Origin of the sequence: Kribbella hippodromi, from assembly GCF_039531045.1 — a bacterium.
GTDB classification, from domain to species: Bacteria; Actinomycetota; Actinomycetes; order Propionibacteriales; family Kribbellaceae; genus Kribbella; species Kribbella hippodromi.
In genome coordinates this window covers 146,295-172,504 of record NZ_BAAAPH010000003.1, presented here as the reverse complement: position 1 = coordinate 172,504, position 26,210 = coordinate 146,295, and the positions used below count along the sequence as shown (strand labels likewise).

Here is a 26,210-nt window from a genome sequence, read left to right as displayed (position 1 = left end):
CTGGGTCGACTGGGTCGACTGGGTCGACTGGGTCGACTGGGTCGACTGGGTCGACTGGGTCGACTGCGCCGACTGCGCCGACTGCGCCGACTGCGCCGAACGGGCCGAGTGGGCCGAGTGGGTCGAACGGGCCGAATGGGTCGACCGCGTCGGCTGGATCGGGCGGATTGGCTGCGTCGGCCCACCAGCGCCCGGTCGTGCGGCGCGACCCGACGCTAAACGACGGCCGGCACGAGACCGGGCCCACCACATCCGACCAGCACCGCGGGGTGAACGGGAAGCACGGCTTGCGTGGCGGTGCGGCTGAGGACGACCCGCAGTACCGAGAGCAGTTCTTCAGCGAGTAGACGACGAGACGGTCGCCAGCCCGCCCACCTGGGCTGCGATGCGTAGGCGGACGGCACAGGGTGTCCCTGTCAGTTGCGTCAAGCGGCTGCTGCGGTGGGATGTTGAGTGCCCCAAACCGGTTTGGGGAGGGTGCGTGCGTGGAGTGGGGTGCGTTGCACTCCTGGAATGGGCTGCTGGGTGCCCCGAACCGGTTTGGGAGGTGAGTGGGCTCGCTGGGCAAGCGGTGAGGAGGTGAGTGGGCTCGCTGGGCAAGCGGTGAGTCGGTGGGTAGTGAGTCGAGGGATCGTACGGGGGCCGGGGAGACCGGGGCGCGGGCCAGATCGGCGTAGCCCGCTCGGCTGGCGAGCGAGCACCCAGCGTCTGTAGGTCAGCGGGGTGAGTAGGTCCGGTGGGGCGGGTGGGGTGCAGGGGGTGGCCCGCCCCACCGGGGTGTGGGGGTGTGGTCACGCGTCCAGCCAGCGGATGGTGGTGGCGCCGTTGTGGCCGTGGACGGTGAGTAGGGCGTCGATGCCGTCTTGCCAGACCGTCGTGGTCGGGTGGCGGCCGAGCCAGCGCAGGGCGACTGTGCCGTCGCTCCACTCGACTCCCTCGGCGACTACTCCCGTACCGCTGACGCCGGAAATGTCCTGGTGCCGGTCCAGCAGGAAGCGGCGAGGGCCGGGCTCGCCCGCGACTCGGAGGTGACGTCGCCGGGTGGTCCGTAGCAGCGTCGCGGTTGACCCGCTGATCTCGTCCATGGGCCAAGTCAACGCGTACCGCCGTGCCCGCACCAGGAACTCAACCGGTATCCACAGCGCACAAATTCGGCCGTCCATTGGTCACCCAATCGCCATATTCTCATTGCAGGGAGTAGCCACCCACTCATCCAAGGAGCTACCGCGAATGACCGTGATCGAGGAATGGACCGGCCGGCATGTGCATGCGTTGCGTACGGCGCTGCGGCTGACGAACGAGGGTTTCGCCGAGCAACTCGGTATCTCGCCGCGCACGCTGACGAAGTGGCGGGAGAGACCCGAGGTAGTCCCCAGTCCGTATCTGCAGGGAGCCTTGGACACGTTCTTGAACGAGGCATCGGACGACGCCAAGGTGCGCTTCGCCGCCAACCTCGGTGCCGACGACCGCCGGATGCCGATCGACGGCACCGTGCTGACCCAGCTGAACGCAGCAATCGGCGACCTGGCCCGAGCCGTAGCCCGCCTGCAAACCGAGACGAGGGAGCGCACGCCAACCACCTGACACCCAACGACACCCCAGCCAGCGGTGCGCGGTCGGTCGCGTCCGAACAGACGCCTCTGCGCGCGCATCAAGTACGCGGCAGGCAGTGCGGCGCGCCCGCAAGAGATCCGTGGGCAGTAGTACGGTGTCGCCGGTCAGACAGGTCCCAGCGAGGACCCATCAAAGGCGGGGGAGCGGTGAGCACGCGACCCAAACCCGTGGAAAGCTGAGCGAAGCTCGGCGACGGCGCGTCCGGGCGGCGACCGCCACGTGTCGCGAAACACTGTGGAAGCGCAAGGGTGACCGATGACTCGCGATCCGAGCACGATGACGTGCACGGTGGTGAGAGCGTTGGTGAGTGCGGTGACGTGCACGTGGTGAGTGCGGCGGCGGGCGTGGTGGTTGAGCGCGATGCGGACGCGCGGTGGGAGTGCGGTGATGAGCGCGTCTGACTCCACCGGTGTCGGTGTGGGCGGGCGTGGGACGGCCCGAGGTGTGGGTGGGCGTGGGACGGCGCGAAGTTGGCGGGCGTGGGACGGCGAGAGGTGGGCAGGCGAGGTGGTTGGGTGATGGCTGGGTTGTGTGGTGAGTGTGGAAGGGGTTGTGGATGAGGCGGCGGGTGGTGGAGTCGGCTAGTGTGCGGTCGGTTGGGTGGTCTGATGGGACGTTGGAGCTTGAGTACGTGAATGGGTACGTCTACCAGTACCTCGACGTACCGCAGCCGACGTTCGCAGCATTGATGGCTGCGCCGAGCATCGGCGCGTACGTGAACGAGCACATCAAGCCGTACTACGACTTTCGCGAGATCTGACTACGTCAGTGTCGGCGCGGCGAGCTCCAGGGTGGGGGTGGCCCCGCGGTACGACGTCATCCACTCGCGCAGCAGCTCCACGCGAGACGCGTTCTCCCCGTTGCCCTTCACCACGGGCGCTTGGTTGTACGGCATGGTGTCCGAGCTCCGCCTGAGCTTCACGTACAGCCGGGAGGACGCAAGCGCGTACCGCTCCATGTCGTCCTGAAGCGCGCCGATCACGGTGATGTTCCGGTCCCGCCCGATCTGCTCGAACAGCGCGACCGCCTCCCGCCGGTGCTGTGAACCGAGGTTCCGGCCGAGCTCGTCGAGGATGAGCAGCAACGGCCGGTCCGACCCACCGGCGAGCGCCGCCGCGCACACCAGCTTGACGGCCTTTTCGTCCATCTGCGCCGTGTTGCCCTTGACGTTGAACGCGGAGAACGGGCCGCCTTCGGAGCGCCGCCACTTCGGCGTGACCGTCCAGCGCCACGGCTTGTCCGGCTCAGCCGGCGGATCGGGCTCCGGGTACTCGAGCTTCGCGCCGTACCCGCCGTACTGCTGGTCGAGCCGGTCGAATTCCTGTGACACCAGCCGAAGCCGCGCCTTGATCCCGTCGGCAAGCGACGCGCGGTGCGCCCGCGCCGTACTCTCCGCCTCACCGAGACCTTCACGGGCGCGTTCGAGCGCAGCGTTCCGCTCGGCGCGCTGGGTCGCGATCTGCTGTTGCTGCAAGCTGTCGAACGTCTCGTGCTGCGCAAGGTGCGTGCTCAGCGTCCGGTGCAGTGCGGGTACGAGCCCGACGCGGTCGCTGAGCGTACCGTTCGTCCAGCCGTCCGCGCCGTTCAGGATCTCCCACAGTTCGGACGGGATCTCCTCCCGGGACCGTGCGCTCGGGAAGCACCGCCGGATCACGTCGTCCAGTTGCGTACACGCCTGGTGGTTCCAGTCGGCCGTGGTCCGGCGCTGGGCGTCCTCGGCCAGAGCGAGCACGAACTCCTCGGCCTCCGCGGGCGTACCGCCCCAGGCAGTTGTCCGCGTGGTCAGGTCGAGCGCCGCCTGCTCCTCGAGCAGCGTGAGCCGGCGGCCGCGCAACTCGTCCAGGATCCGGTTGTGGTCGCGCCGGGTGGCTTCCAGGTTCTTCAGGCGTTCATCGCGGACAAGTTGCTGGCCCGCGGCCGTTTCGGCGGACTCCTTCGCGGCCTGCAGCTGCGGTGCGAGCGAATCGCGGTCGGTTTCGTGCCGGTCGACGGTTTCGCGGAGGGCGAGGATCTGCTCCTGGATCGATTCGGCGTCGGCAAGTGCGCGCGCCGCCGCCGTACGCCGCGCCGCCTGATCGACCCGGGAGCGCGCCTGCTCGAGCGCAGCGGACGCCTCGGCCCGCGCTTCGACCGCGGCTTCGACCCGGCGGCGCGCTGCCTCGATCCGTGCGGTCCGCCCAGTGATCGGCTCCTCGAACTGGCCGACCGCGACAACACCCGCGACCTCGTCGATCGAGTCCTTGGTCGCCCGCTCGCCGATCGTGGCGAAGAACGCGTCCAGTACGAACCGCTTGTCCGCCGACTTCGGCCCACGTTTCGCCGAACCCTTGGCCGGCGAACCCTTGGCAGGCGAACCAGGCCGATTCGCCAGTACCAGCAGGAATCCCGCGTACCCGGCGTCGGCGAGCGCGCTCGCCGCGAGCACCGCATCGCTGGCATCGATGACGACAGCTTCCCGGTACGGCGCGAGGCGTGGTTCCCATTCGGCGCGGTCCGCGGCGGGCAGTTCGGTGATGTCGGTCAGCGCACCGCACTCGATGCCGGCGTTCTCCAGGACTTGCTGCTGCGGCGCAGACACGGTCTGGCCGCTCTCCGCCTCACGCAGCTCGGCCGAAGCGTGGTCGACCGCGGAGCGCGCCGCGTGGTCACGACCGATGTGCTCCTCCAGTACCGCGCGCGCCTCGTCCTGCTCGGCGGCGGCAGCGGCCAAATCGCGACCGTCCGCCGAACGACCGGCCTCCAGCAGCCGCCGGTGCTCTTGGCCGAGCCGCTCCAACTGCTCCCGCACCGAGCGCTGCGCGAGGTCGAGCTCGCGGTCGCGGGCGTCCAGCTTGTCGCGCTCCTGGCGGGTGAGCTGCACGTCCCGGAGCAAACCCTCTTCGTTGCCAAAGGCATCGATCTCGCCTTCGACGGCTTCCTTCCGGGCTTCCTGCTCGGCGACCCGCTCGTCGAGCGCGGCCAGCTCCTGCAGGATCTCCTCGTTCCGGCCGGCGCCGTCGATCAGGTGCCGCGCGCAGCGGGCCAGCCAGGATTCCTTGGCCGCCGCGAGCGCCTCCCTGGCCGCGGCGCGCTGCAGAATGCCGGCCTCGACCGTCGCCATCTCCTGCTCCCAGCGCTGCAGGTCGGCCGCGGCCTGCTTGGTCGCCTCGCGCTGGGTGTGCTCGGCGGAGCGGTGCGCCTGCTCCTGCTCGAGCTCATGGTCAAGACCGGTCAGCGTCGCGATCGCGTTGAAGATCCGGGCCGGGCCGAGCTCGTTGAGCGGCTCGGCCAGCAAGTTCGCGGTCGGGCTGGAGCGCACCGACGTGGACAAGAACGAGACGCACCGGACCTGCCCACCGTACAAAACCTGGGACAGCTTGTTGGCGTGGAAGTCGGTGCGGCCGTTGGAGTGCGGGAGCGCGGCCCAAAGCTCGTCGGCGCCGGCGGCACGCTCGGCTTCGGTCGCGCCGTACGGGATGTGCAGGCCGTGCTTCCAGCGCAGATCGATGTACGAGGCCTTGCGGTTGATCCGGATCCAGACCGTGACGGCGGAGGCCTCGATCTCCTCCAGGTCGGTGAGGTCCGGGTCGGAGAAGACGCCGACGATGTAGCCGCGGTCGACGTTCGACCAGTTGCCTTCTTGGCCGGCCGCTTCCGCGGTGAACAGCAGCTCGGCCGCGCCTGGTGCGCCGCTGGTGAGACGCCACTGGTCGTCGGCGTGCAGCAGGCTGAGCGCGGCGATCCAGGACGACTTGCCGGCACCGTTCGAGTCGGTCGGGCCTTGGCCGGCGACCGTGATCAAACCACGGCCGATCATCGGGATCGGGTGCGTCGACAGCCGCGACAGGTCGACCACCTGCACGCCGAGCAGCACCTTCGACCCAAGAATGTCGAACGGCCCGTCTTCTCCGGCGCTCATGCATCGTCTCCCGTCATCAAACCAACCTCTACTGCAATGCGCTCTGCGGAACCGCGGTCTGCGGAACCGCTGTCTGCGGCGCGGCGATCTGCTGCGCCGCGGGTTGTGGTGCTGTCTGCTGTTGCGCTGCTTGCGGCCGGAGCAGGCACTGGTGCTGGTGGGGTGCCGTTGCGGGCGCGGATGGCTTCGGCGATGGGGCTGGCGGGGGCGGCGGCGAGGATCAGCTGGTCCTGCAGGCGACGGCGCGCGGCTGGGGTGAGCCGTTGCAGCTGCGGACCCGGGATGTACGCCGGCCCGCCGGAATGATCGCCCGACAACTGGATCAACCCCGCGGCGCGCAACCGCTGCAGGGCCAATCGCCGCTCTTCACCACTGATCCGGGACGTCCGGAGCTCGTCGACCGTAGTCGGGCGGGCGGACTTCCAGGAGTCGCCGGTGAGAATGCCTTCGCTACGAGGGATCGCGACCGAGTGGATCAGCACCAGCACGAGCACCGCACGATCGATCACCGGAAGCGGTTGCCACCCCTGCGCGGTGAGAGTCGCGGCGATGTCGTCGTCGTACCCGGCGGTCCAGTGCGTGCCGTCGACGTGTACGAGCGTACGCCCGATGAGCTTGAGCATCCGCTGCACTTGGCGCCGGAGCGTGACGTCGCGCAGCCCGGCAAGCTGCACTTCCGCGACCGGGTGCGCCGCATACTGCACCGCACTGAACGCGGCCAGCACCTCGTCCCGAGACCGATCACTCAAGTCCTGAAGCAACGAGTCGAACAACGCATGCTGCTGCTCACTCATCGCCCACCTCCGTACCCTCATCCACAACCACACCCGCCGCACGGTCGGGCTGAGAGGGAACAGCTGGACCGGTGACACCAGCTGGCGGTTCCTCAGGAGCAACGTCAGCTGCAGGGTCGGGCTCGGGGGAGTTGGGGTCTGGGAGGGCGTCGGCAGGGGGTTGGGTGGGGCGGGGGGTCAGGGTAGCTGGGGGTGGGTCGGGGAGGTGGCGGCAGAGGTCTCGGAGGGTGGAGAGGTCGGTGGGGGTCCAGGTGACTACGCGGGGGCCGAGGCGTACCTCGGCGACCTTCTCGTCCCAGCGGATCCACTGGGTGGCGTGCAGGCGGCGGAGGCTGCCGATGATCAGGGTGAGGTCGCTCGGTTGTTCGCGGCGGCCGCGCATACCGGCGTACACGGAGCGGATCTGTGCGAGAGTGCCGGTCGTACCGGGCCAGGCGGGCGCGCTGCGGTCGGTCCAGCAGCAGGTGACGCAGATCGCGAGCAGGCGGGCGGTTTCGTTCGGCTGTTCGACGGCGACCGGGGGAGCGCCGAGCTCTTCGAGCACGCTGTGTCCGGCGCCGGACGGCAGCGTCGGGACCAGCCAGACCTTGTCACCCTCCGGAGCGACAGCGCGGGTCAACCCGGCGACGGCAGGCGTATCGGGATCGATCACGATCGGCCCCGCGGACTGCACCTTCGCCCACCACAGCGCGTTGTACAGCCGCCGCTCCACCGCCTCCGACTGCTGCGGACTCATCGCGCCACCCGCCGGAACACGCCCTCGGTCGCCCACGGCGTCCCCGCGGCCGGATCGATCCGCATCCCGTCCGACCAGACCAGCTCGTACTCGAGCTCGTCGTGCAAGTGCGCCGCGGTCAACTCGGCCAGTACGCGCCGTGCGGTGATCCAGTCACCGGCTTCGTCGACGACCTCGACGATGTCGACCTCGGCACGCCCGGCGAGTACCCGCTCCGCCTCGGCGCGAAGATCTTCCCGATCGGTGGCCGCGGCCGATTCCGGTGCCTCCGCGTCCGCGGTGGGGCGTGGCGGTGCCATCCGCGCGCTGCCCGTACGCCGCCCCATCTCGATCGCCTCGACCATCGTCTGCGCGGAGAAATCCGGCGCGGCGGCGTCGAAGAGCATGCCGTCCAGTACGGCGGCCAGCGCCTCGGGCTCGCTGCCACGTGTGAACGTCAGCCAGGTTTCGCTCGGTAGCAGACCGAGCGCTCGCGTCGTACCAGCACGCTCGACCAGGCGGCCGGCGGCCAGCTGGACCGCGTCGGCGTACGCCGCCAGCGCCATCCGGAGCGAGGTGCAGTCGCGGTGCAACTCCGGCCAGCGGCCGAGGACCAGGCGGTGTACTCCCTCGGCCTGCTCGATCAACCGCTCATTGCCCCACGCGAGCTGCGCGTTCTCCCGGAGCTGAGCGGTGGTGCTGGTGGAGACGAGGATCGCCAGCTCGTTGCCGAGCAGCCGGAAGACCTTGGTCAGCCGCTCGATCGACGCGCGTCCGTCGTCGGCGATCGCGTTCGGGTCGCTGACGCTGTGTGCTTCGAGCGTGAGCAGCTGGTGCAGCTCGGCCTGGCCGCCCTGGACGGACATCCGGCGGAGGAACATCAGCATCACGTACGGCGCGAAGGCGGCGCGGTGACGCAACTCGTTCGGCCGGTCGACCAGTTTGGTGATCGCACCGTACTGCCTGAGGACGTCGAAGCGGCGGGTGATCACGTCATGCGGGTATGCGCGGCAGGCGAGCGTCGCCTGCTCCACGGTCAGGCCGTCGCTGCCCGCCTCCGCGAACGCGTCCAGGATTGCCTGGTCGGCGTCGAGCAGATCGGGGTCGATGATCATCGCGCCGGCCTCGCGGGCGAGCACGGCGAACACCTGACGGTAGACGCGCAGTACAGCCGCCTCGGCTTCGGCGTCGAGCAGTGTCGCGTCCATCCGTACTCCCTCCCGTGTGATAGCAGCTCGGGCTACCAGACCAAGGACTCTAACGAGCCCCACCGACAACCCAAAACCCACCCGCCGCCTCCCTGTGGACAACTGAGGCGGGTGGGGTGCGGACGGCGGAAGTGGTTGGTGCCCGGCATCCCAAAACACACCCGCCGCCTGCTTGTGGGCCACGTGGGCGGCGGGGTTGTGGAAAACCGGGTGACGGTGGGGGATGGGGTGTTTAGCATCCGGAGGGTGATGAGAATCCTTGGTTGATGCGGTCGGGAAGGCCGCGTCTGTACCACGGCGCCTGGTGGCGTCGCCCCGCCGGTGCGGGCCCTGTCGTGGGCCCCCCGGCGCGCTTGCTGATTCTCTCCGTACGGAGCCTGCACATGACTGTGCACCCTGTCGCGTCGATCGGCGCGCAACACCCCCGTGTCCGTGACCTGCTCACCCTGCGCAAGGACGGTTCGCCCGGCCGGATCATGGTCGAAGGAGGCTGGGAGCACGACCGTCTGCTCACCACCACCGCGATCATCGAGACCCTCTTCTGGTGCCCCGAGGCCGCTCCGGCGTACGTCAGCCGGACCACCGACCGCGCTCTCCCCGACGATGTCGGCCGGACCACCGATCGCGCTCTCCCAGACGATGTCGGCCGGATCGCGGATCGCGCGCTCGAGGTTTATCGCATCTCCGCGAAACTCCTCGCCCGGCTGTCCCGCAAGACCCGGTCCGACGGCCTGATTTCGATCGCCCGCCTGCCTGAGTGGCACCGGCACGCGTTCCAGTTCACCGAGGAGTCCCTGGTCCTGGTCGCGGACGGCGTCGAGTACGCCGGCAACCTCGGCACCCTGATCCGTACCGCCGACGCCGCGAAGGTCGACTGCCTGATCCTGACCAGCCGCCGCGCCCGCCCGACCCACCCGGCCGTGTACTCGGCGAGCCGCGGCACCGTCCTGTCGACCCCGATCCTGGAGTTCGACGACATCCCGGCCGCCGCGGCATGGTTGCGCAGTCACCGATTCCACGTACATCTCGCTGATCCGGCAGCGACCGGCAGCTATCGAATCCCGCGGTACGACGGCCCGACCGCGTTCGTGGTCGGCTCGGAAGGCTCCGGGCTGTCGCGAGAGTGGCACGCCGAAGGGTTCGGCGCGGTCTCGATCCCGATGCTCGGGCAGGCGGACTCGCTGAACGTGGCGCTCTCCGCCGGCATCCTGCTGTTCGAGGCGCGGGCTCGCAAGGAAGGGTGGTGACCGCCCAGGCAGAATGGCTCCGGCCGCGTGAAACAGCCGCGCGCAACCGTCCAGCAGAAGGAGCAGCCCGTGCCGTTCGAGCCAGGCGAGGTCGTCGCCCCGTCCGATCCGCGCATCGTCCTCGAAGGCCAATGGGGACAGGAGCCCGGCGTCGCGGTGACGGTCAACTCCGGGTCCCGGATCTCGTTCTCGTACGCGGGCGAGCGGGTGCAACTGCTCTTCGACACCGACGGCCTCAGTGTCGCCCCGCACCTGTGGATAACGCTCGACGACGGCGAGCCCGAACTGCATATCATCGAGAAGCCGGTCGTCGAACTGTCCGCGCCCGACGGCAGGCATCAGGTCGAGGTCGTGGTGAAGGATGTGAACGAGCATGCCAACCGGTGGAATCCGCCGTTCGGGTGCGCGGTCGTGTTCGCGGGGCTGGTGCTCGATGTGAAGACCCGGCTCCGGCTGAGCGGGCGGCCCGCTGGTCCGCGGATCGAGTTCTACGGGGATTCGATTACGCAGGGCGTGCGCTCGCTCAGTACGCATCCGGAGTCGGAAGGCGCGGACGGCACGACCTCGTACGCGTACCTGACCGCACGGGCGTTCGGCGCGACCTCGTACCAGGTCGGGTTCGGCAGCCAGGGGATCAGCAAGCCGGGGAACGGGGAGGTGCCGTCGGGGCTGGATTCGTTCGGCTGGAACTACGCCGGCTCGCGCGCCGAGCGGGTCGAGCCGTCCGACGTGGTGGTCGTCAATCTCGGGGTGAACGATCCGACGCTGGACGTCGAGGAGTACGCGCGTTATGTACGGCGGGTGCGCGCCGCCTACCCGGAGACCACGATCGTGTCGTTGACGCCCTTCAGCGGGAAGCACGCCGAGACGATCCGGTCCGCGGTGCAATCGCTCGACGATGCGAAGCTGGTGTGCATCGACTCGACCGGCTGGATCACCGAGGACGACTGCACCGACCAGGTCCACCCCTCGGTCGCCGGACACGCGAAGATCGCCGCCCAGTTGATCCCGGAGCTGGAGAAGCACACCGCATTACGCCGCCGGAGGTAGGCCATGGAGACCGTTGACGAGTACATCCAGTCGTTTCCGGCGGAGGTCGGTGAGGTGCTGGAGAAGGTACGCCGTACGATCCACGCGGCCGTACCGGGCGCCGGCGAGAAGATCAGCTACCAGATCCCGACGATCGTCCTGGACGACCGCCCGCTCGTACATTTCAGCGGCTGGAAGGCGCACGTCGCCCTGTACCCGATCCCACCCGTCGACGAAGACCTGGCCACCGCCATCGAACCGTACCGCTCCGGCAAAGGCACCCTGAAGTTCCCACTGAACAAGCCCATCCCGTACGACCTGATCACCCGCTTGGCCCACGCGTACACCAACCGCTGACCTACTTGTACGCAGGAACAATCGCCCGCGCGAGGACGACGATGGGGATCGGGCGCATCTCGTCCCACGGTTCAGAACCAACCGTGACGTACGCGCCAGAACCGGTACGGAAGGCCAGGAGGCCGTCGTTCTGCTGCCAACCCTCGGCGCCGACACTGACACTGTGTGAGATCCCGACCTCGCCTGTCGCACCGGCTTTGACGTCAACAAAGTCCAACGATGCCTCAGAGCCGGCCGTTCCTGAGCTGACCCACGCTGTGCGGTCCGTTGAACCCCACCGGCACCAGAGGTGGCCGTCAACCAGAGCATCACGGCGTACTACGGCCTTCGCGCCGAGGATGTGCTCGGCAGCTGGTGTTCCGCGTTCGCACTCCGGCCGGGCGATCACGGCCGGCAAGGACGGCAGACCGCCCGACAGACCGGTGACGGCGCGCGCAACTGAGCGGAGGTCCTCCATCGTTCCGGCACCGGCGTTCTCGATCCGCAGGCGGATCTGGTGACCTGCGGCCCGGAAGACGAGCCAGGGTGCAGCGGCGGCTGGGTTCAACGCCCACGATCCAGGTCCGGCCTCACCGTCGGTGACCTTGACGACGTAACCTCCCGACTTCACCATCACCTCGTCGTGCTTGCGATACGCAGCAGCCTGCTTGTCTGTGACGGGCAGGAGCGACAGTGAGATGCGGATGCGGCGGGCGGGACTTGCGGAGTCCACGAGGGCGCAGCTGTCCGACAGCGGTGCGGCGGTACTCGGTGGTTCGGATGCGGTGGTCCAGGTGCCGGGGAGGTGGGGGCGGACTTGGTCGCAGAGGTTTGCGGCGGTGGTGGGGGTTGCGGATGGTTTGGACTGTTGGGTGGTGGCTGGGTCGCAGGCGGGCAGGGTTAGGGCGACTGCCGCGGTGGCGACGAGTGTGGTGATGCGGCGCATGGATCTCCCCCAGGGTGTGGCTAGGGGTGGAGCTTAGAGGAGATTTTGAGGGCCGGCGCGCTGGTGGCGAGGCTACTCTCGTGAGCCGGTTTGACCTGGAGCGCGCTCCAGCAGGGAGGGTGGGGCCCATGAATGCACCCACGATGGCCCTCGGGACGATGTATTTCGGCACCACGGTGGATGAACGGACCGCTTTCTCGATCCTTGACCGGTACGCCGAACTGGGCGGGGCCTTTATTGATACGTCCGACAACTACAGCTTCTGGACGTCCGACACGGGTTTCGGCGGTCAGAGTGAGGCGCTGCTGGGCCGCTGGCTGGCGTCAAACCCCGGTGTCCACGTCCGCCTGAGTACCAAGGTAGGTGCCCAGCCCACGTGCGTCGGCGGGTTCCCCGACCACTTGGAAGGACTGCGCGCGGATGTCGTGCGCGCAGCCATGGCGACGAGCTTGGAGCGGCTGGGCGTAGACGGTGTGGACCTGTACTGGGCGCACGTCGAAGACCCGACCGTTCCGGTGGACGACCTTGTCGAGACATTCGGCGGTCTGGTCCGTGACGGGCTGACCGCTCGCTGGGGCGTGTCAAACCACCCGTCCTGGCTGCTCGAGCGGATTCGGGCCACCGCCGAACGCGCCGGCCAGCCGCAACCAGCCGCTTACCAGCAGCGCTACTCGTATCTTCAGCCTGCCGGCGGCATGGCCGTGGAGGGCCAGCCGATCCCGCTGGGAATGCTGTCACCGGATGGCCTCGACTTCCTGCGACGCAACCCGTCGTTCGAAGGCTGGGTCTACACGGCCACCCTCCAAGGCCGCTACGACCGCAACGACCGGCCACTCGAGACCGAGTACTGCCATCCAGGCACTGAGCGACGGATGGCGGCGCTGCGCCGGGTTGCCGCTGCGCGTGGACTTCAACCCGGCCAGGTGGTGCTCGCGTGGCTGGCCTCCGGGAGCCCGGCGCTGACCCCGATCGTCGGAGTCAGCAGCGTGAAACAGGTCGAGGAAGCCGTGCTCGGCGCATCAACCATCCTCACCGAGGACGAGCTGGCGGCGCTGGACGGCGCATAAGCGGCAGCCACAGATGGAGCTGGACCGCCGCGCGAAGAACACGATGATGTCCGGATGGTGGAGCCGGTCAGGATGCCGCATCGCTCGTCCGGCGGAGTTCCCCGCGGTACCAGTCCGTCTTCTCCTCGACTCGCGTGAGGATCGCGTTCAGCTCGGTGATCCGCGCCCGGATCGAGTCGGCGTGCTCCTCGAGCAAAGCGACTCGCTCCGGCATCGTGTTGTCGTCGCGGCTCATTTCGCCGTACCGGCGCAACTGCTCGATCGACATGCCGGTGTCCCGCAGGCAACGCAGGAATCCGAGCATCCAGAGATCGCCGTCGCTGTAGACGCGCCGGCCACCAGCGGTGCGCTCGATGCGCGGCAGAATGCCTTCGCGCTCGTAATAGCGCAGCGTGTCGATGCTGAACCCGGATTGTTCGGCCGCCTCGGCCGGCGAGTAGGTCGTCATCACGAGAACCTAACAGCTCACCTGGAGCAGGCTCCAGCTCCGACCGCCGGTCAACCACCCGCGCGGTCGATCTCAGAGAAGGTCTTGGGGGTCGGCGGCGGGTGGGCGGGTGAGGGTCCAGTCGTTGAACTGGAGGTCGAAGCGGTACCAGAGGTTGTCTTTGCCCAAGCGGAGTTGGAGTTTGCCGGTCGTTACCCGGTTGGCTTGAGTGCTGGTTGGGCCGAGCGGTCGGAGGGCTTGCTCGGCTTCGGCGAGTGCTTCGGCGAGTGCTTCGGCGAATGCTTCGGGGGAAGCTTCGGCGAGTGCTTCGGGAGCTGCGTCGTGCGGCTCGTCGAGGGTGACGGCGAGGCCGCTGGCGCCGGCTTCGTGCCAGGCGGCGGCCCAGGTGGTCAGTTGGCGGGCGGAGATCCCGGCGCGGTGGGCGAGGTCAGCGAGCTCCGGTGTGCCGAGTACGTGCGATGCGCGGCGCGCGAGGTCCTGCTCGAAGGTCAGCTCGAGACCGCCGTCCCCGTTGCCCGACGCCAACTCCCAAGCCCGCCGGGCCGCGTCCGTCGCGAGCTCCACCAGCTCCCGCACCTCAATCCCCGACCCCCGAGGCGCCTCCAACACCCCCACTGCCACCGGCACCCCCGCCTTCCCCAACACCCGCCCCACAGCCGGCACCGCCACCAGACCACCCACAACACCATCCGCACCCTCCGGGGCATCAACAGCGCGGGCCGGCAAGTGGGCGGCGAAGGCGGCTAGGGCTGGGATGCCTCGGGGGCGGGGCGAGGTGGGGAGAGTGGTGGTGGGGTGCGAGCGGCGGGCGCGGAGAGTGGTGAGGAGGTCTTGTTTGGAGCGGCCGCGGAGGTGGAGTAGAGCAAAGGGATCCTCGTCCAAGGCGTCGGCGATCAGGTAGCAGACGGCGGCGGAGTGTTTGCACGGGACGGCGAAATCGGGGCAGGTGCAGTGGGTGATCACCTCGCCGGCGCCAGGAAGCAGATCGAGACCTGTGGCGCGTACGTCATCCACCACCTCGGGTGGAAGCTCACCGTCGAGCAGCGCGGCGACGCGGCCGATCTGCGCCGACATGATCTTCAGCACCGCATCCCACTCGGTCGTCGAGAACGCGCGGATGCGTACGGTCACCTGGTACGGCGTACTGCGACTGCCCTGCACAGTCGCCTCGACCTCGCCGGCCGCGACAGTCAGCTCCAGCACGCTGCCCCGGCGCGCGTACGACCGTCCGCGCGACAGCCGACCCGGATCGAGCCGGGCCCGCTGCTCCAGCGCATCCAGCCAGGCACGACCCCACCAGGTCGCGCCGAACGTACGCCGGCTGCCCGGCCCTTTCGCCGCAGGCAGCCCGGCGTCCTCACCCTTCCGCCGCCAGCCTTGCCACGGCGTACGCTCCTCATCAGCCACCCGGATCACCGCCGGATTTGCCAACTGTGGAAGGGTTGTACGCGCTCGCCGCGCCCGATTTCGCCGGTGTGGTGGACAGCTCGACCAGCTCCGTCAGCTCGGTGTCGGACAGCTCGCTCAGCCACGCCTCGCCGGAACCGACGACCGCGTCAGCAAGGTCCCGTTTGGCGTTGATGACCGTCGCGATCCGGTCCTCGAGTGTGTTCTCGGTGACCAGCCGATGCACCTGTACGGGCCGGTCCTGCCCGATGCGGTACGCGCGGTCCGTCGCCTGATCTTCGACCGCAGGATTCCACCAGCGGTCGTAATGCACGACATGTGTCGCGCGGGTCAGCGTCAGCCCGACACCGCCGGCCTTCAACGACAGCAAGAACACCTGCGCGGCGCCGGATTGGAACTGCTCGACCATGTCCTCCCGTTTCCGTACGCCGATCCCGCCGTGCAGGAACAGCGTACGCACCTGCCGCGCCGCGAGATGCGCTTCGATCAGCCGGCACATCTCCACGTACTGGCTGAAGATCAGCACCGACTCGCCCTCGGCCAGGATCACGTCCAGGAGCTCGTCGAGCGCGGCGAGTTTGCCGGAGCGCCGTTCGAGCGGACCCTTCTCGTGCAGGAACTGGGCCGGATGGTTGCACACCTGTTTCAGCTGCGTCAGCAGACTCAGCACCAGCCCGCGGCGCGCGATCCCTTCCGCCGACTCGATCTTGGCGAGCGTTTCCTTCGCGACGGCCTGGTACAGCGTGGCCTGCTCGGTGGTCAGCGGTACGACGACGTCGTGCTCGGACTTCCGCGGCAGCTCCGGCGCGATCCCGGGATCGCTCTTCTTCCGGCGCAACAGGAACGGCCGCGTCACCCGCCCGAGCCGAGCCGTCGCCTCCTCGTCGTGGAAGCGCTCGACGGGCACCGCGACGTCTTGGCGGAAGCGATCGAGCGTGCCGAGCAGCCCAGGCGCGGACCAGTCGAGGATCGACCAGAGCTCGGACAGGCGGTTCTCCACCGGCGTACCGGTCAGGGCGATCCTGGTTGCTGACGGCAACGTTCTCAGGGCGCGGGCGGTACGTGACAGCGGGTTCTTCGCGTGCTGTGCTTCGTCCGCGACGGCAAGGCCCCAGGAGATTTCACCGAGGACGCGATGGTCCTGCCGCACCACTCCGTACGTGGTGAGCACGACCTCGTCCGCGCCCAGATCGCTGAGGCTCCGACCAGAACCGTGGTAGCGCCGGGTCGGCACGTCCGGCGCGAACCTGGCGAACTCGCGCTCCCAAGTGCCGAGCAGGGTCGACGGGCAGACGACGAGCGTCGGGCCGCGGCGGTTGATGTGCAGATGCAGGGCGATCACCTGGATGGTCTTGCCCAGGCCCATGTCGTCGGCCAGGCAACCGCCGAGGCCAAGGTCGGCGAGCTGCGCCATCCACGCGACGCCGCGGCGCTGGTAGTCGCGGAGCGTAGCGCGTAGGCCGACCGGGTCCGTGAACGGAGCTGGTTCCTCGGCGGTACGCAGCCGGCCGAGCATCGCGGCCAGTGAACCGCCGGCGTCGAACGGAACCAGCTCGCCGTCGACATCGATCGTCCCGGTGAGCGCGGCACCGAGCGCTTCGGCACCGGTCAGCCGGCGCGTCGAACCGTCGCGGAGTTTGCGGACGAGGTCCTGGTCGACCCGAATCCAGCGGCCGCGCATCCTGATCATCGGGCGTTTGGCTTCGGCGAGGGCGGAGACTTCCGCCTCGGTCAGGTCCTCGCCGTCGAGCGTTGGGCGCCAGCGGAACGCGACCAGGTCGTTGAGGTTGAAGTCGGGGCCGGTGACGGCGCCGGGGGTCGGGGTGCCGGCGGTGCCGCGGATCGCCAGTTGACCCGCGAAGAGTTCGGTCGGCCAGAGCACTTCGATGCCGGCGCCCTCCAGTGCGGCGCTGCCCTCGGCGAGTTCTTCCAGGGCGGTGTCGTCGATGGTGACGTGCTCCGGCGCGGCGTCGGCGAGCGCGGCACCGAGCGGCGGCCAGACGCGGGCGCCGCGACGAAGCGCCAGTAGCAGGTCAGTCTCGGCCCGTTCGCCGAGCGCGGAGAGCACGGCGGACGGTGCGTTCCAGAGCTGGGCAACATCAATCAGCAGACTCGGATCCACCCCACTCCGAAGCTGCAAAACCGCCCGAAAGTCCGCGTACGGGCTGTGGTGCGCGTCTTCGTTGGAGGGGAGGTCCGGAGGTTCTATGCGCAGGACCAGGTGCGTGCCGGCTTGTTCGGTGAGGGTGGTTTCGTCCAGCCAGGTGGTGGAGCCTTCGATCGGAGTGGGGGCGGTGGCGGCGAAGGGAGCGGCGCTGGGATGGGTGGTGAGCGCGGCGGCGGGGGTGCGGACGAGGGTGTCGGCCAGGGCGTCCCAGAAGGCGCGGATGAGCTCCTCTGGCTCGACGATGCGCAGCGGGTCGGACCCTTCGATCGGGACCGCATAGGCGTACGGCGGCATCGCGGCGCTGAGGTTGCGGAGCCAGGCGAGATCGAGTGGCTCCAGCGGAGCGACCCGCCAAGCGCCGTACCCGGCGGGACTGTGGTCTGGCACCAATCGTCCACGCCCGATCAAGCCCAGCCCGGCAAGCCCCGCTGCCCGCCAGGCTTGCCAACCAACCGACGCTTCCCAACCCTCCGATGCCGTCGGATCGGTCAGGTGAGTCAGCAGGGTGGGGATGGTGAGCAGGTGGGCGGGAATGGTGGTTTCGCGGACGGTGCTGGATTGGGGGAGGGCGAGGGTGGCGGTGCCGTTGGCCGGCTCGGCCGCAGTCAGATCGCCGTACAGCGCCAGCTGACCCAGGCGGGGTGGGTCAGCGGGGACGAAGACGGCGTTCAGCATGCCCGCACAGTACGCGGCCGCGCCGACAACTTCGGTTTCTTGACCTCAACCGACGTTGAGGTAGCAGGCTCGGGAGTACTGAAGTCGAGGACTGGAGAGGTAGTCATGCGTGCAGCAGTAGTGACCGGGTTCGGCGGTCCGGACGTGATCGAGACCAAGGTTCTTCCGGACCCGGTGTCCGCCGCGGGGCAGGTGCTGGTGGAAGTCGGGTACGCCGACGTGATCTTCGTCGAGACCGCGATCCGCCGTGGGGAGCATGGCAAGTTCTTCGACGTCCAGCCACCGTACGTTCCCGGCGGCACACTCGGTGGCACCGTTCGCGCGGTCGGCCCGGACGTACCGGCGGACTGGATCGGAAAGACCGTCGTCGGCCGCTCCATCGGCTTCGGCGCGCATGCCGAGTTGGCGTTGACGACCACCGACCTGGTCGAGGTACCGCCCGAGCTCGACCTTCAAACCGCAGTCGCGGTGTACGGCGACGGCTTCACCGCCCTCATGCTCGAAGCACTTGCACCACCAATGACCGGCCAGGACGTACTAGTAACCGCATCCGCCGGCGGCATGGGCCTACTACTCGTCCAACTGGCCCACCAGGCCGGCGCACGGGTGATCGCAGCCGCCCGTGGTGACGAGAAGCTTGAGCTCAGTCGTACGCAGGGCGCGGACGTACTGATCGACTACAGCCACCCCGGCTGGGAGAAGGCGGTACTGGAGGTGACCAACAACCGCGGCGCCGGCATCGTGTTCGAAGGCGCCGGTGGCGAACTCGGCGCGGCCGCGTTCCGGGCCACCGCGGACGGCGGGTGGATCTCGGCGCACGGTGCACCGAGCGGCGGCTTCGCTGCCATCGACCCGGACGAGGCTGCGCGGCGTGCCATCACCGTCAAGGGGATCATGGACCTCCGCGCCGACAGTACGACTACGACGGTCACCGGCGCGGACGTCATCGCCCGAGCCGCGGCAGGCGATCTGAAGCCAGTGGTCGACCAGGAGTACGACCTAGACCACGTGGCCGACGCTCACCGCGCTCTGGAGGGTCGCACCCTCCGTGGCAAGGCCCTGATCAGAGTCAGTCGCTGACGGACCGGTCCGAGTCCTCTGACTCTGGCTGTTCCGTAGTGGCCGGGTGCGGCCGGGCAGCGATGATCTGGTTGCGCCCGGCCCGCTTGGCTGTCAGCAGTGCGTCATCGGCGGCCAGCACGAGCTGGTCCATGGTCGTCGCCACCTCCGGGTAGATGGCCGCGCCAAACGAGGCTGGTACGCCGTTGATGACAGCCATGCCCCGACCGGTTGTACTGACCGACAAGCTGAGGCTCACCAGCCGCTCACGGATGCGGTCCGCGATCTCCAGTACCTCTGGCTCGGATGCACCCGGCAGCAGTACTGCCAGCTCGTCTCCACCGACCCGTGCGACCAGATCACCGTTGCGGACCTCGGCACGGATCGCCTGTCCCACTGCACGCAGCGCCTGGTCACCAGCCGGGTGCCCGTACGTGTCGTTGATCTCCTTGAACCTGTCGAGGTCCAGCAACAGCAGACCGACAGTGCTGCGCAGTGTGTCCGCACGAGCGAGCTCCGCGGGCACCGCGCTCGCCCAGTACGACGACGTGGCCAGACCGGTCTTTGCGTCCGTACCGGCTGCGCGCTGGTACTGCGGCAGCAACAGATCCCGGTGTAGTGCGAGCACTGTCACCATCAGCACCGGCACGACCCACGGGTACGACGACTGGATCGCAGCGATCGCTACGCCCAGCCCAAGCCCTGCACACACCACCAGCTGGTCGGACAGCTCACCGAGCGCCTGGCGGGCTGTGGCCTCCGGACTCGACAGCAGGATCGCACCGATCACCAGCGCGTAGTTCACCAGCCACCACGTCGCAGCGGCAGCTACGACCACCAGCAGTGACCAGAAGCCGGTTGGCACCCGCGGAGCGTCGAACAGGCCCCCGGCGCGCAGTACGGCGGCTGCTGCCGCGCTGGCCAGGATGTACGTCGACGCGGAGAACACCTTCCGGTGCGCCACGGTCCGCCCGTACACGCGGAACCAGGAGTAGCAGTACGACAAGACGATCAGCGGGATGACCAGGGACAGCGGGAGCAGCAGCAGCGCCGCGAACGTCCACAGGCACTTCAGATTGGTGTGCGGCGAAGTATTGGCCGCCATCTCGCGTCGGCGCTCGATACTGCGGGCAGACTCCAGGTGCAGCGTCGACGTCGCGGCCAGCACGACGAACGCCACCCACTCCGCGTGCCGGACCCCGGGATGCGGGCCGCTCACCGTAGTGCGAACGGCGAGGGCGGTGATCGTGACCGCGATCACATCGATCGCGAGCACATAAGCCAATGCTGTTCTCGGCAACGACCAGAGCTTCCATTGCCGGGGTGGCAACCAGTTGCTCCGACCGATCAGAATCATCAGCAGCCCTCACACGGTATATCCCGGCGGTTATGCGTTCATCGTAACTGGACGTTCACGTCAGGTCACTCCGAAGTTCGGGGCATTCCACCAGTTGGTCATCAGAAGGGTCGAAATCATGCAGAACACCATGCGCATCGCCAGCACCGGCAACGACTGGTTCACCGGGGGCGGGAACGACTGGCTGACTGGGGGAAACGACTGGTTCACCGGCCGTTCCGCCCGGCGCGGCGGTGGTAACGACTGGTTCACCGGTAGCGGCAACGACTGGTTCGTCGCTGGTGGTAACGATTGGTTCGCCGGCGGCAACGACTGGTAACCCCGGGTAATTCTTTACCTGTTTCTTACATTTCACCGCAATCGTCACGGATTGAATCCGGGACGGTACGGAATTCCACGAGATGCACTGTACCTGGAATTGTCGCGGTCGTCGCCGGGCACAATGCGTACGCTGCCGCCTGCCGAGGGTGACGAACCGCGGCCGGGCGGCGGCGCAGCAGTGCCGGCTCCGGACCGAATCGAGGACCCGGTGGAGCGCTATTTGGGTGCAGGTTCTACTCTGGAGATCTCCGGTAGCGGGGTCTGGGCGGGGCGGCCCCGACCCTGCTACCGGAGCTCTTCTTTTCCGGGCCCTTTTTCCGGCCCCAGGCTCGGCTCCGCGGCGGCCCGAGTGCTCCGGCTGTCCGGCCGGAAACTGTCGGTGGCCGCCGGTAGCGTTCTCGGTGCCAGGGGCGGCTCCTGGACGTGCTTCCTTCTCCCTCACCAGGCCAAGTAGCGCGTCCGCTCTCCGCCCCTGGCGCTGTCCGCACCGCCGACCGGGGGAGCCGCCGCCATGCCTGCCGCACCTGACAACTCGCGTGCACTGACCAAGGCATGGGGCACGCAAGCGGCGGTTATGCTCCGTCACCGCAGGCTTGTCGACGCCGCCACGCTCACCCCACCGGTCCGGCGCTCGGCCTGGCACTGGCTGCGCCGCCCGCTGACGATCCAGGCCGGCCTGTCCGCGCTCCAGGCGGACCTGATCCAGCGGGGCTACCTACTGTCAGTCGACCTGTACCGGCATTGCACTGCCCTCTCAGCTCCGGCCCTTGCCGGCTTCGGCACCGCACTGCTCGACCTGCTCGACGCCGAGTCCGGATTCGACACCGAGCACACGCCACTGTTCCGTGACTTCCCGCAGTCCGTCCCGGGCAACACCGAGACGTTCTACGTGAACAGAGTGTTCGCCCGGCTGCTCCAGGAGCCCAACCAGCCCTGTGTCTTGTGTGGGGACACCAGCACGGTCCAACCGGTCGCACCGTGCGCCCACCTGGTCTGCCGTACCTGCTGGGACGGTGCGGACCTCAGCGCCTGCCCGCTGTGCCTGCGCCGGATCGACCCCAATGACCCGTTCCTGCAGCCGTCCACCGAAGCGGATCAGCCCGCGCACGTCCGTTCGGACCGCCTCCGGCTGCTGTCGCTGGCAACGCGCGACTCCGCCCGGCAGACCGCTGAGGCGCTCCTGCAACGCCGTGCGCCGCTCTCAGCGTCCGACCGCGCCGATCTGCTCGTCCTGCTCGACGGAGCGGACTCGTCCTGGCTGCCCGCCGACATTCCGGTACGCGAAACCCGCGCGCTGGTGCTCGCCCGGTTCCTTCCGGACGATCCGGAGCTGATCGACCGCACGGACACCGCGACCGATGTGCTTCGCGTGATCCATGCCCTGATGGACGCCGACCCAAGCCTCCGTACGCCACCGCTCCGCCGGAAGTCGCTGCCACGCGCCACCCGGCGGCTGCTGCTCCAGCGGCTGGACCGGATGCCGGTCGAGACCCTGATCGAGGACCTGCTGCGGCACGAGCGCGTCTGGAAGCGCATCGCGGAGAACCTGCACCCGTTCGAGTTCGCGGCACGTTTCCCGGTCGCCGCGCTGGCCTTCGCGATCCTGCGCCGCACGGATCTGGATCTGAGTACGCCGGCCGGTCGCGCGGTAGCCGGCGAGGCGTCGCGCCATCCGTTCGTACGCATCGCGGATGGACGATTGGTGATGACCACCTTCGCCGCGCGGGTGGAGAGTGCATTCGCGCGTGACCGCCCCGATCAGGCGCTCGATCTGCTTCGTCAACGCCCAGGCGAGCTCGTACGCCGCCTGGTGCACTTGGCGCGGACCCTTCCGCCGGAGCAGCACCCGCTCCTCGTCGACGCGCTGACGACCGCCGCGTCGGACGTGTCGCCGGTGGTGCTGACCGCGGCGCTCGGCCAGGTGCGTACGCCACCGGGTGACCTGCGCCTGTTCTTTCCGCGCGGCGGCACGGCCCGGGTCTGGACCGCGGTCGACGAGCGCGAGCCGATCCCGTCCGAGCTGGCGTCGGCGCTGTCCGGCGTCCTCACCGGCGAAATGTTGCGCCGGGCAACGGATCTGCCGCGCTGGCGGCGCGCCTTCCTGGACGAGGAGCTGACCCGCCTGGCCGCGCCCACCTCGGAGCGGACCGCGTCGTCGAGCCTGCTGCGGATGACGCGGGGGAGCGCGGTGCCGATCCCGCCGGACGAGTTGCTGCGGCTGTTCTTGCACTGGGTCGAGCCGAGGCGCCGGCGGATCGATCTGGACCTGTCGGTCGCGGTGTTCGATGACGAGTGGGGATTCGTCGGGCTCTGCGATTACACCCGGCTGCGGTTCGACGAGGACGCGCTGGTGCACTCCGGCGACCTGACCTCGGCGCCCGCGCCGGATGGTTCGACCGAGTTCGTCGATGTCGACCTCCGCGCGGTGCGGCGGATCGGCGGCCGGTACGTACTGCCGGTGGTGTTCAGCTACAACGACGTGCCGTTCGACGTACTCGAGCGCGGGTTCGTCGGCGTGATGCGCCGGCCGAACGGGCTGTTCGACCCGGCCGCGGTCGATGAACGGTTCGATCTGTCCGGTCCGGCGAAGATCCTGATGCCGTTCGGCGTCGACCTGCAGACCAAGGAGCTCCGCTGGTACGACGTGAACCTCGGCGCGGCCGGCTACGGCCACAACATCGCCCGGTACGGCGGCCGCCTCGGGCTGATGTCCGCGACGCTGGAGGAGGTGTACGGCTCGGGCGATCGGGTCAGCCTGTGGGAGATCTGCTGCTGGCACGCCGCGGCCCGGACCGATGAGATCGCGGTTCGCTGCGCCGACGGCTCGGTCGTCGGGTACATCCGGGACGCGGCTGAGGACATCGCAACGTTCGCGCGCCGGGTGACGGCGCGGCTGGAGCCGGACCGCGCCTGGGACGAGGACGCGGCCGGCCGGTCGGACTTCGTCGCGGTGCTGACGGGCGATGTCACGCCGCGGCCGGGGAGCGAGGTGTTCGCGCTGCACCCGCGCTTGCTCGACCGGGCCAGCGTGGCGCTGGTCGACGCGCCGCAGCTGCTGGCCGGGCTGGCGCCTGACACCCGCGCCCGGGCGAGTCTGGGAGCCTCCTGAGAGGAGTTTGACAATTCCGTGACGGACGCGGGGGCGGTTTTGGCGCATCGGGGTCCAGGAGTACAACGGAATTGGCGAAGGGAGCCACGAATGACGTACGACGTGGTGGTGCTCATCGAGCGGGAGATGAGCGAGGGCGACGCGCGCCGCGTTGCCGCCCTGCACGCAAGGTACGAGGACACCGTCGAGTACCACCTGCTGGTCTCCAGTCATCCGGAGAACGGGTTCGGTGGACCGATGGCGTTGCTGGGTTCGACGTTCGCGGACGTGGCCGGGCTGACCGGTTCGGCGACCGTGGTCGGCTCCGCGACAGTCCCGTCGGCGCGGGTCATCCCGCCGGCACCGAGCCGGACACCGGTGGCCACCCTCGCGGACCCGGCCGTCGATCTGGCCTCGGTGATCGAGCACAGTTCCCGAAGGCTCCGGGCCGCGAGTCGCGATCCGGTGCATGTGTCCATCACGCACGGCGAGGTGTTGCTGGCCCTGATGCAGATGGTGAAGACGACCGGAAGCCACGAGGTCGTGGTGGTCGCCTGGCCGGAGACCGCGGCCCGCTTCCTGTGCTCCGACTGGAGCGCCAAGGCCAGGAAGCTGCTGAAGGTCTCCCGGGTTCGGATCCTCGAGCACGACACCTGAGGACCCGTACCGGACGGCAGGAAGCAGTTTCGCCTCGGAGCGGGCGGGCTCCTGACGGCGACGGCGCGCACCGCCAACCGCCTCCTGCCGTCCGGCACCGGCCCCACAGCCCCACCCCACCCAGAGCAGCACCCCTCGATCGCGCGGCCGCGTACACGTACCTGACCGACGTGCGGGAGCACATCCGGCAGCACCGCTTGGTACCCACTAGATGCGGGAGTGCATCCGCTCCACGCGGAACAGCACCGCTTGGTACTCGCTCCACGCGGGAGCACGCCCGCGCCAGGCTGAGCAGCACCTGCTCCACGCGGAAGTGCATCCGCTCCACGCGGAAGTGCATCCGCTCCACGCGGAGCAGCATCCCGCTTGGCACCCGTCTACGCGGAGTAGCACCGCTAAGTACCCGCTCCACGTAGAAGTGCATCCGTTCCAGGTGTGGCAGCATCCGCTCGGCACTCGCTCCATGCGGGAGAGCATCCGCGCCAGGCTGGGCAGCAACCGCTCCACGCGGTGTTCGGCATGCTGTCGGTCCTCGCCGAGCTGCCGCGCGAAAAATGTCACCTGGCGACCAGCATGTGTCCGCTGCCGGTCGGGCGAATTGTCGGTTCTCGGGCAACGATGGGACAGCGGCATCGCGCCGCCGACTGATCAGCCGCCGACAAACCGCGCGAAACACCAACGCCCGCCGGAAGGACATGCCGTGACCGCTATCGCACCCAAGGCCCCAACTGCACCTGGGGTGCGGTCCTGGTGGGGGATTCCGTACGCCACCGCCGAGCGGTACCGCCGCCCCGTGGTCGCGGCTTTCGATCCAGACCTCCCCTACGACCGCAAGGGCGTCGTCTCGATCCAGCCCGACAGCGGCGACTGGCTGGAGGCGGACAGCGGGATGGGCGAGGACTGCCTGAACCTGAACGTGTGGGCCCCCGAGCAGCCGGCCGGCAAGGCGCTTCCGGTGACCGTGTACATCCACGGCGGCGGATTCGAGTACGGCGCGAACACGCAGATCACCTCGAATGCCTCCGGTCTGGCCGCGACGGGGCGCGTGGTGGGTGTGTCGATCAACTACCGGCTCGGCTCGCTGGGTGCGCTCTCGCTCTCGCAGTACGGCGGGCGGCTCGCCGAGGCCAGCAACCTCTTCCTCCAGGACATCATCGCCGCGCTCACCTGGGTGCAGCGGAACATTGCCCACTTCGGTGGCGACCCCGCCAGCGTCACCGTCTACGGTCACAGTGGCGGCGCCTATTCCACCCTCGGACTGCTCGGCGCCTCGTCCGCGGACGGCCTGTACCGGCGCCTGGCCGGGTTCTCCGGCGGGCCCGCCCGCTCTATCCCGGCCTGGTGGGCCGAGGAACTCACGGACCGGTTCGTCACCGAGCTCGGCGTTGCCAACAACCCGGAGAAGGTGCTCGACCTCGATCCGTTCTCCCTGCGGGACGCCCTGCGCAAGGTCGCGCCGACGGACCTCGGTGTCCGCGGAGGGGTGGACAACAAGGCCACAGGCGTCGTCCTGGACATCGGGCAGCCTGGCGCGGTGGTGCACGCGCACCCCATGGACGTCCTGGCCTCGGGGGCGCACCGCGACGTCGACGTGCTGCTGAGCATGGCCAGCGACGATATGGGCTGGTGGGTGGCGAACGACGTCGACCGGTTCGACCCGCAGACGATCGACCGCGTCGTCGATGAGGTCGCGAGGTGGCGTATTTCCCGCTCCCGCGCCGAGAAGATCGTCAATACCTACGATCAGGGCGGCCGTTCCCCGGCGGAGGTCCGCGCCGCGGTCATGGCGGACTACCTTTTCGCGATCCCGGCCGCCCGCGGCGCCCTGGCCCACGCCGCCGCCGGCGGCAACGCCCACCTCCTCCTGATCGGCCCCGCCGACGGTGCGCCCGCCGTGCACGGCACCGAGATGTACGCCCTGGTCGGCCAGGAGCAGCCGGGCCGCAGCGCGGAGCAGGCGGAGCGGGACACGCGTATCCGCGACATCGTGCTCGACTTCGCCACCGGCGAGCACTCCCGTCTGTGGCCCGCCGTCACGGACCAGCTCGTCTCGGGAACCGTCGGCAACTCTCCGTTCGAGGGCACCGCCCACTACCAGCAGGTCCTCGACCTGTGGGAAGGCATCGACCGCCCCTGACGGCGAGCGGGCAATGCGGAACAGCGCACCAGGGGAACAG

The 26,210-nt window shown here is 69.0% G+C and carries 23 protein-coding genes; 13 read left to right on the top strand and 10 right to left on the bottom strand.

Going from position 1 to position 26,210, the window contains the following annotated elements:
* Positions 1–307 (top strand): hypothetical protein (locus tag ABD260_RS05670; RefSeq protein WP_344232264.1); only part of this gene is annotated, 307 nt, incomplete at its 5' end.
* Between the two features lie 484 nt (positions 308–791).
* Here the strand turns inward: ABD260_RS05670 and ABD260_RS05665 are convergent.
* Positions 792–1,085, bottom strand: coding sequence for a hypothetical protein (locus tag ABD260_RS05665; RefSeq protein ID WP_344232263.1), 294 nt, complete (start codon positions 1,083–1,085; stop codon positions 792–794).
* 145 nt (positions 1,086–1,230) lie between these two features.
* Here ABD260_RS05665 and ABD260_RS05660 point away from each other — a divergent pair, with 145 nt between their 5' ends.
* The 3 genes from ABD260_RS05660 to ABD260_RS05650 all read left to right on the top strand — a co-directional run bounded on the left by ABD260_RS05660 (position 1,231) and on the right by ABD260_RS05650 (position 2,374).
* Positions 1,231–1,584, top strand: a complete 354-nt coding sequence (locus ABD260_RS05660) for a helix-turn-helix domain-containing protein (protein ID WP_344232262.1) — start codon at positions 1,231–1,233, stop codon at positions 1,582–1,584.
* Positions 1,585–1,862: 278 nt separating this feature from the next.
* Complete coding sequence (locus tag ABD260_RS05655) at positions 1,863–2,015, top strand: hypothetical protein (RefSeq protein ID WP_344232261.1); 153 nt, start codon at positions 1,863–1,865, stop codon at positions 2,013–2,015.
* A gap of 155 nt (positions 2,016–2,170) precedes the next feature.
* Positions 2,171–2,374: a KTSC domain-containing protein gene (locus ABD260_RS05650; protein WP_344232260.1), complete on the top strand. Its 204-nt coding sequence runs from the start codon at positions 2,171–2,173 to the stop codon at positions 2,372–2,374.
* On the opposite strand, the gene ABD260_RS05645 is transcribed toward ABD260_RS05650, so the two are convergent.
* Genes ABD260_RS05645 through ABD260_RS05630 form a run of 4 tightly spaced genes read right to left on the bottom strand, consistent with a single transcriptional unit; the run spans position 2,375 to position 8,229 of the window.
* On the bottom strand, positions 2,375–5,512 hold the full coding sequence (locus ABD260_RS05645; protein WP_344232259.1) for a coiled-coil domain-containing protein: 3,138 nt from the start codon (positions 5,510–5,512) through the stop codon (positions 2,375–2,377).
* Entirely contained in the window at positions 5,509–6,306 is a 798-nt protein-coding gene (locus ABD260_RS05640; RefSeq protein WP_344232258.1) for a hypothetical protein, read from the bottom strand. The genes ABD260_RS05645 and ABD260_RS05640 overlap by 4 nt, the downstream gene beginning before the upstream one ends.
* Positions 6,299–7,042: a hypothetical protein gene (locus ABD260_RS05635; protein ID WP_344232257.1), complete on the bottom strand. Its 744-nt coding sequence runs from the start codon at positions 7,040–7,042 to the stop codon at positions 6,299–6,301. The genes ABD260_RS05640 and ABD260_RS05635 overlap by 8 nt, the downstream gene beginning before the upstream one ends.
* The gene (locus ABD260_RS05630) at positions 7,039–8,229 is read right to left on the bottom strand and encodes a hypothetical protein (protein ID WP_344232256.1); all 1,191 of its coding nucleotides are present in this window, start codon (positions 8,227–8,229) and stop codon (positions 7,039–7,041) included. The genes ABD260_RS05635 and ABD260_RS05630 overlap by 4 nt, the downstream gene beginning before the upstream one ends.
* A gap of 383 nt (positions 8,230–8,612) precedes the next feature.
* Here ABD260_RS05630 and ABD260_RS05625 point away from each other — a divergent pair, with 383 nt between their 5' ends.
* The 3 genes from ABD260_RS05625 (at position 8,613) to ABD260_RS05615 (ending at position 10,862) form a co-directional block, all read left to right on the top strand.
* The gene (locus tag ABD260_RS05625) at positions 8,613–9,476 is read left to right on the top strand and encodes a TrmH family RNA methyltransferase (RefSeq protein ID WP_344232255.1); all 864 of its coding nucleotides are present in this window, start codon (positions 8,613–8,615) and stop codon (positions 9,474–9,476) included.
* Between the two features lie 69 nt (positions 9,477–9,545).
* The gene (locus tag ABD260_RS05620) at positions 9,546–10,526 is read left to right on the top strand and encodes an SGNH/GDSL hydrolase family protein (RefSeq protein WP_344232254.1); all 981 of its coding nucleotides are present in this window, start codon (positions 9,546–9,548) and stop codon (positions 10,524–10,526) included.
* A gap of 3 nt (positions 10,527–10,529) precedes the next feature.
* Positions 10,530–10,862: an iron chaperone gene (locus ABD260_RS05615; RefSeq protein WP_344232253.1), complete on the top strand. Its 333-nt coding sequence runs from the start codon at positions 10,530–10,532 to the stop codon at positions 10,860–10,862.
* A 1-nt stretch (position 10,863) separates the two neighbouring features.
* On the opposite strand, the gene ABD260_RS05610 is transcribed toward ABD260_RS05615, so the two are convergent.
* Positions 10,864–11,787: a hypothetical protein gene (locus ABD260_RS05610; protein ID WP_344232251.1), complete on the bottom strand. Its 924-nt coding sequence runs from the start codon at positions 11,785–11,787 to the stop codon at positions 10,864–10,866.
* A gap of 80 nt (positions 11,788–11,867) precedes the next feature.
* Between ABD260_RS05610 and ABD260_RS05605 the strand changes: the two genes are divergently transcribed.
* Entirely contained in the window at positions 11,868–12,854 is a 987-nt protein-coding gene (locus tag ABD260_RS05605) for an aldo/keto reductase (RefSeq protein WP_344232250.1), read from the top strand.
* Positions 12,855–12,921: 67 nt separating this feature from the next.
* Here the strand turns inward: ABD260_RS05605 and ABD260_RS05600 are convergent, their stop codons facing one another.
* The 3 genes from ABD260_RS05600 to ABD260_RS05590 all read right to left on the bottom strand — a co-directional run bounded on the left by ABD260_RS05600 (position 12,922) and on the right by ABD260_RS05590 (position 17,551).
* Positions 12,922–13,302: a MerR family transcriptional regulator gene (locus tag ABD260_RS05600; RefSeq protein ID WP_344232249.1), complete on the bottom strand. Its 381-nt coding sequence runs from the start codon at positions 13,300–13,302 to the stop codon at positions 12,922–12,924.
* Between the two features lie 72 nt (positions 13,303–13,374).
* On the bottom strand, positions 13,375–14,709 hold the full coding sequence (locus ABD260_RS05595) for an SWIM zinc finger family protein (protein ID WP_344232248.1): 1,335 nt from the start codon (positions 14,707–14,709) through the stop codon (positions 13,375–13,377).
* Entirely contained in the window at positions 14,702–17,551 is a 2,850-nt protein-coding gene (locus ABD260_RS05590) for a DEAD/DEAH box helicase (RefSeq protein WP_344232247.1), read from the bottom strand. The genes ABD260_RS05595 and ABD260_RS05590 overlap by 8 nt, the downstream gene beginning before the upstream one ends.
* Before the next feature lie 105 nt (positions 17,552–17,656).
* Between ABD260_RS05590 and ABD260_RS05585 the strand changes: the two genes are divergently transcribed.
* On the top strand, positions 17,657–18,631 hold the full coding sequence (locus ABD260_RS05585; protein WP_344232246.1) for a zinc-binding dehydrogenase: 975 nt from the start codon (positions 17,657–17,659) through the stop codon (positions 18,629–18,631).
* Here the strand turns inward: ABD260_RS05585 and ABD260_RS05580 are convergent.
* On the bottom strand, positions 18,621–19,967 hold the full coding sequence (locus ABD260_RS05580) for a GGDEF domain-containing protein (RefSeq protein ID WP_344232245.1): 1,347 nt from the start codon (positions 19,965–19,967) through the stop codon (positions 18,621–18,623). The two genes, ABD260_RS05585 and ABD260_RS05580, sit on opposite strands and share 11 nt — an antisense overlap.
* Positions 19,968–20,085: 118 nt before the next feature.
* On the opposite strand from ABD260_RS05580, the gene ABD260_RS05575 reads away from it, so the two are divergent.
* The 4 genes from ABD260_RS05575 to ABD260_RS05560 all read left to right on the top strand — a co-directional run bounded on the left by ABD260_RS05575 (position 20,086) and on the right by ABD260_RS05560 (position 26,170).
* Positions 20,086–20,286 (top strand): DEAD/DEAH box helicase, encoded by a 201-nt coding sequence (locus ABD260_RS05575; protein WP_184830968.1) that lies wholly within the window; start codon positions 20,086–20,088, stop codon positions 20,284–20,286.
* A gap of 576 nt (positions 20,287–20,862) precedes the next feature.
* A complete protein-coding gene (locus ABD260_RS05570) occupies positions 20,863–23,397 on the top strand; it encodes an MXAN_6230/SCO0854 family RING domain-containing protein (protein WP_344232244.1) in 2,535 nt (844 codons plus the stop codon).
* A 90-nt stretch (positions 23,398–23,487) separates the two neighbouring features.
* Positions 23,488–24,033: a hypothetical protein gene (locus ABD260_RS05565; protein ID WP_344232243.1), complete on the top strand. Its 546-nt coding sequence runs from the start codon at positions 23,488–23,490 to the stop codon at positions 24,031–24,033.
* Positions 24,034–24,733: 700 nt separating this feature from the next.
* Positions 24,734–26,170, top strand: a complete 1,437-nt coding sequence (locus ABD260_RS05560; RefSeq protein WP_344232242.1) for a carboxylesterase family protein — start codon at positions 24,734–24,736, stop codon at positions 26,168–26,170.
* Positions 26,171–26,210 lie beyond the last annotated feature (40 nt).

Coding starts and splice junctions, on each gene's coding strand:
- ABD260_RS05565 (WP_344232243.1), top strand. CDS start 23,488: ATGACGTACGACGTGGTGGTGCTCATCGAGCGGGAGATGAGCGAGGGC.
- ABD260_RS05635 (WP_344232257.1), bottom strand. CDS start 7,042: ATGAGTCCGCAGCAGTCGGAGGCGGTGGAGCGGCGGCTGTACAACGCG.
- ABD260_RS05615 (WP_344232253.1), top strand. CDS start 10,530: ATGGAGACCGTTGACGAGTACATCCAGTCGTTTCCGGCGGAGGTCGGT.
- ABD260_RS05585 (WP_344232246.1), top strand. CDS start 17,657: ATGCGTGCAGCAGTAGTGACCGGGTTCGGCGGTCCGGACGTGATCGAG.
- ABD260_RS05665 (WP_344232263.1), bottom strand. CDS start 1,085: ATGGACGAGATCAGCGGGTCAACCGCGACGCTGCTACGGACCACCCGG.
- ABD260_RS05570 (WP_344232244.1), top strand. CDS start 20,863: ATGCTCCGTCACCGCAGGCTTGTCGACGCCGCCACGCTCACCCCACCG.
- ABD260_RS05590 (WP_344232247.1), bottom strand. CDS start 17,551: ATGCTGAACGCCGTCTTCGTCCCCGCTGACCCACCCCGCCTGGGTCAG.
- ABD260_RS05640 (WP_344232258.1), bottom strand. CDS start 6,306: ATGAGTGAGCAGCAGCATGCGTTGTTCGACTCGTTGCTTCAGGACTTG.
- ABD260_RS05580 (WP_344232245.1), bottom strand. CDS start 19,967: ATGATTCTGATCGGTCGGAGCAACTGGTTGCCACCCCGGCAATGGAAG.
- ABD260_RS05660 (WP_344232262.1), top strand. CDS start 1,231: ATGACCGTGATCGAGGAATGGACCGGCCGGCATGTGCATGCGTTGCGT.
- ABD260_RS05610 (WP_344232251.1), bottom strand. CDS start 11,787: ATGCGCCGCATCACCACACTCGTCGCCACCGCGGCAGTCGCCCTAACC.
- ABD260_RS05630 (WP_344232256.1), bottom strand. CDS start 8,229: ATGGACGCGACACTGCTCGACGCCGAAGCCGAGGCGGCTGTACTGCGC.
- ABD260_RS05650 (WP_344232260.1), top strand. CDS start 2,171: ATGAGGCGGCGGGTGGTGGAGTCGGCTAGTGTGCGGTCGGTTGGGTGG.
- ABD260_RS05625 (WP_344232255.1), top strand. CDS start 8,613: ATGACTGTGCACCCTGTCGCGTCGATCGGCGCGCAACACCCCCGTGTC.
- ABD260_RS05600 (WP_344232249.1), bottom strand. CDS start 13,302: ATGACGACCTACTCGCCGGCCGAGGCGGCCGAACAATCCGGGTTCAGC.
- ABD260_RS05575 (WP_184830968.1), top strand. CDS start 20,086: ATGCAGAACACCATGCGCATCGCCAGCACCGGCAACGACTGGTTCACC.
- ABD260_RS05645 (WP_344232259.1), bottom strand. CDS start 5,512: ATGAGCGCCGGAGAAGACGGGCCGTTCGACATTCTTGGGTCGAAGGTG.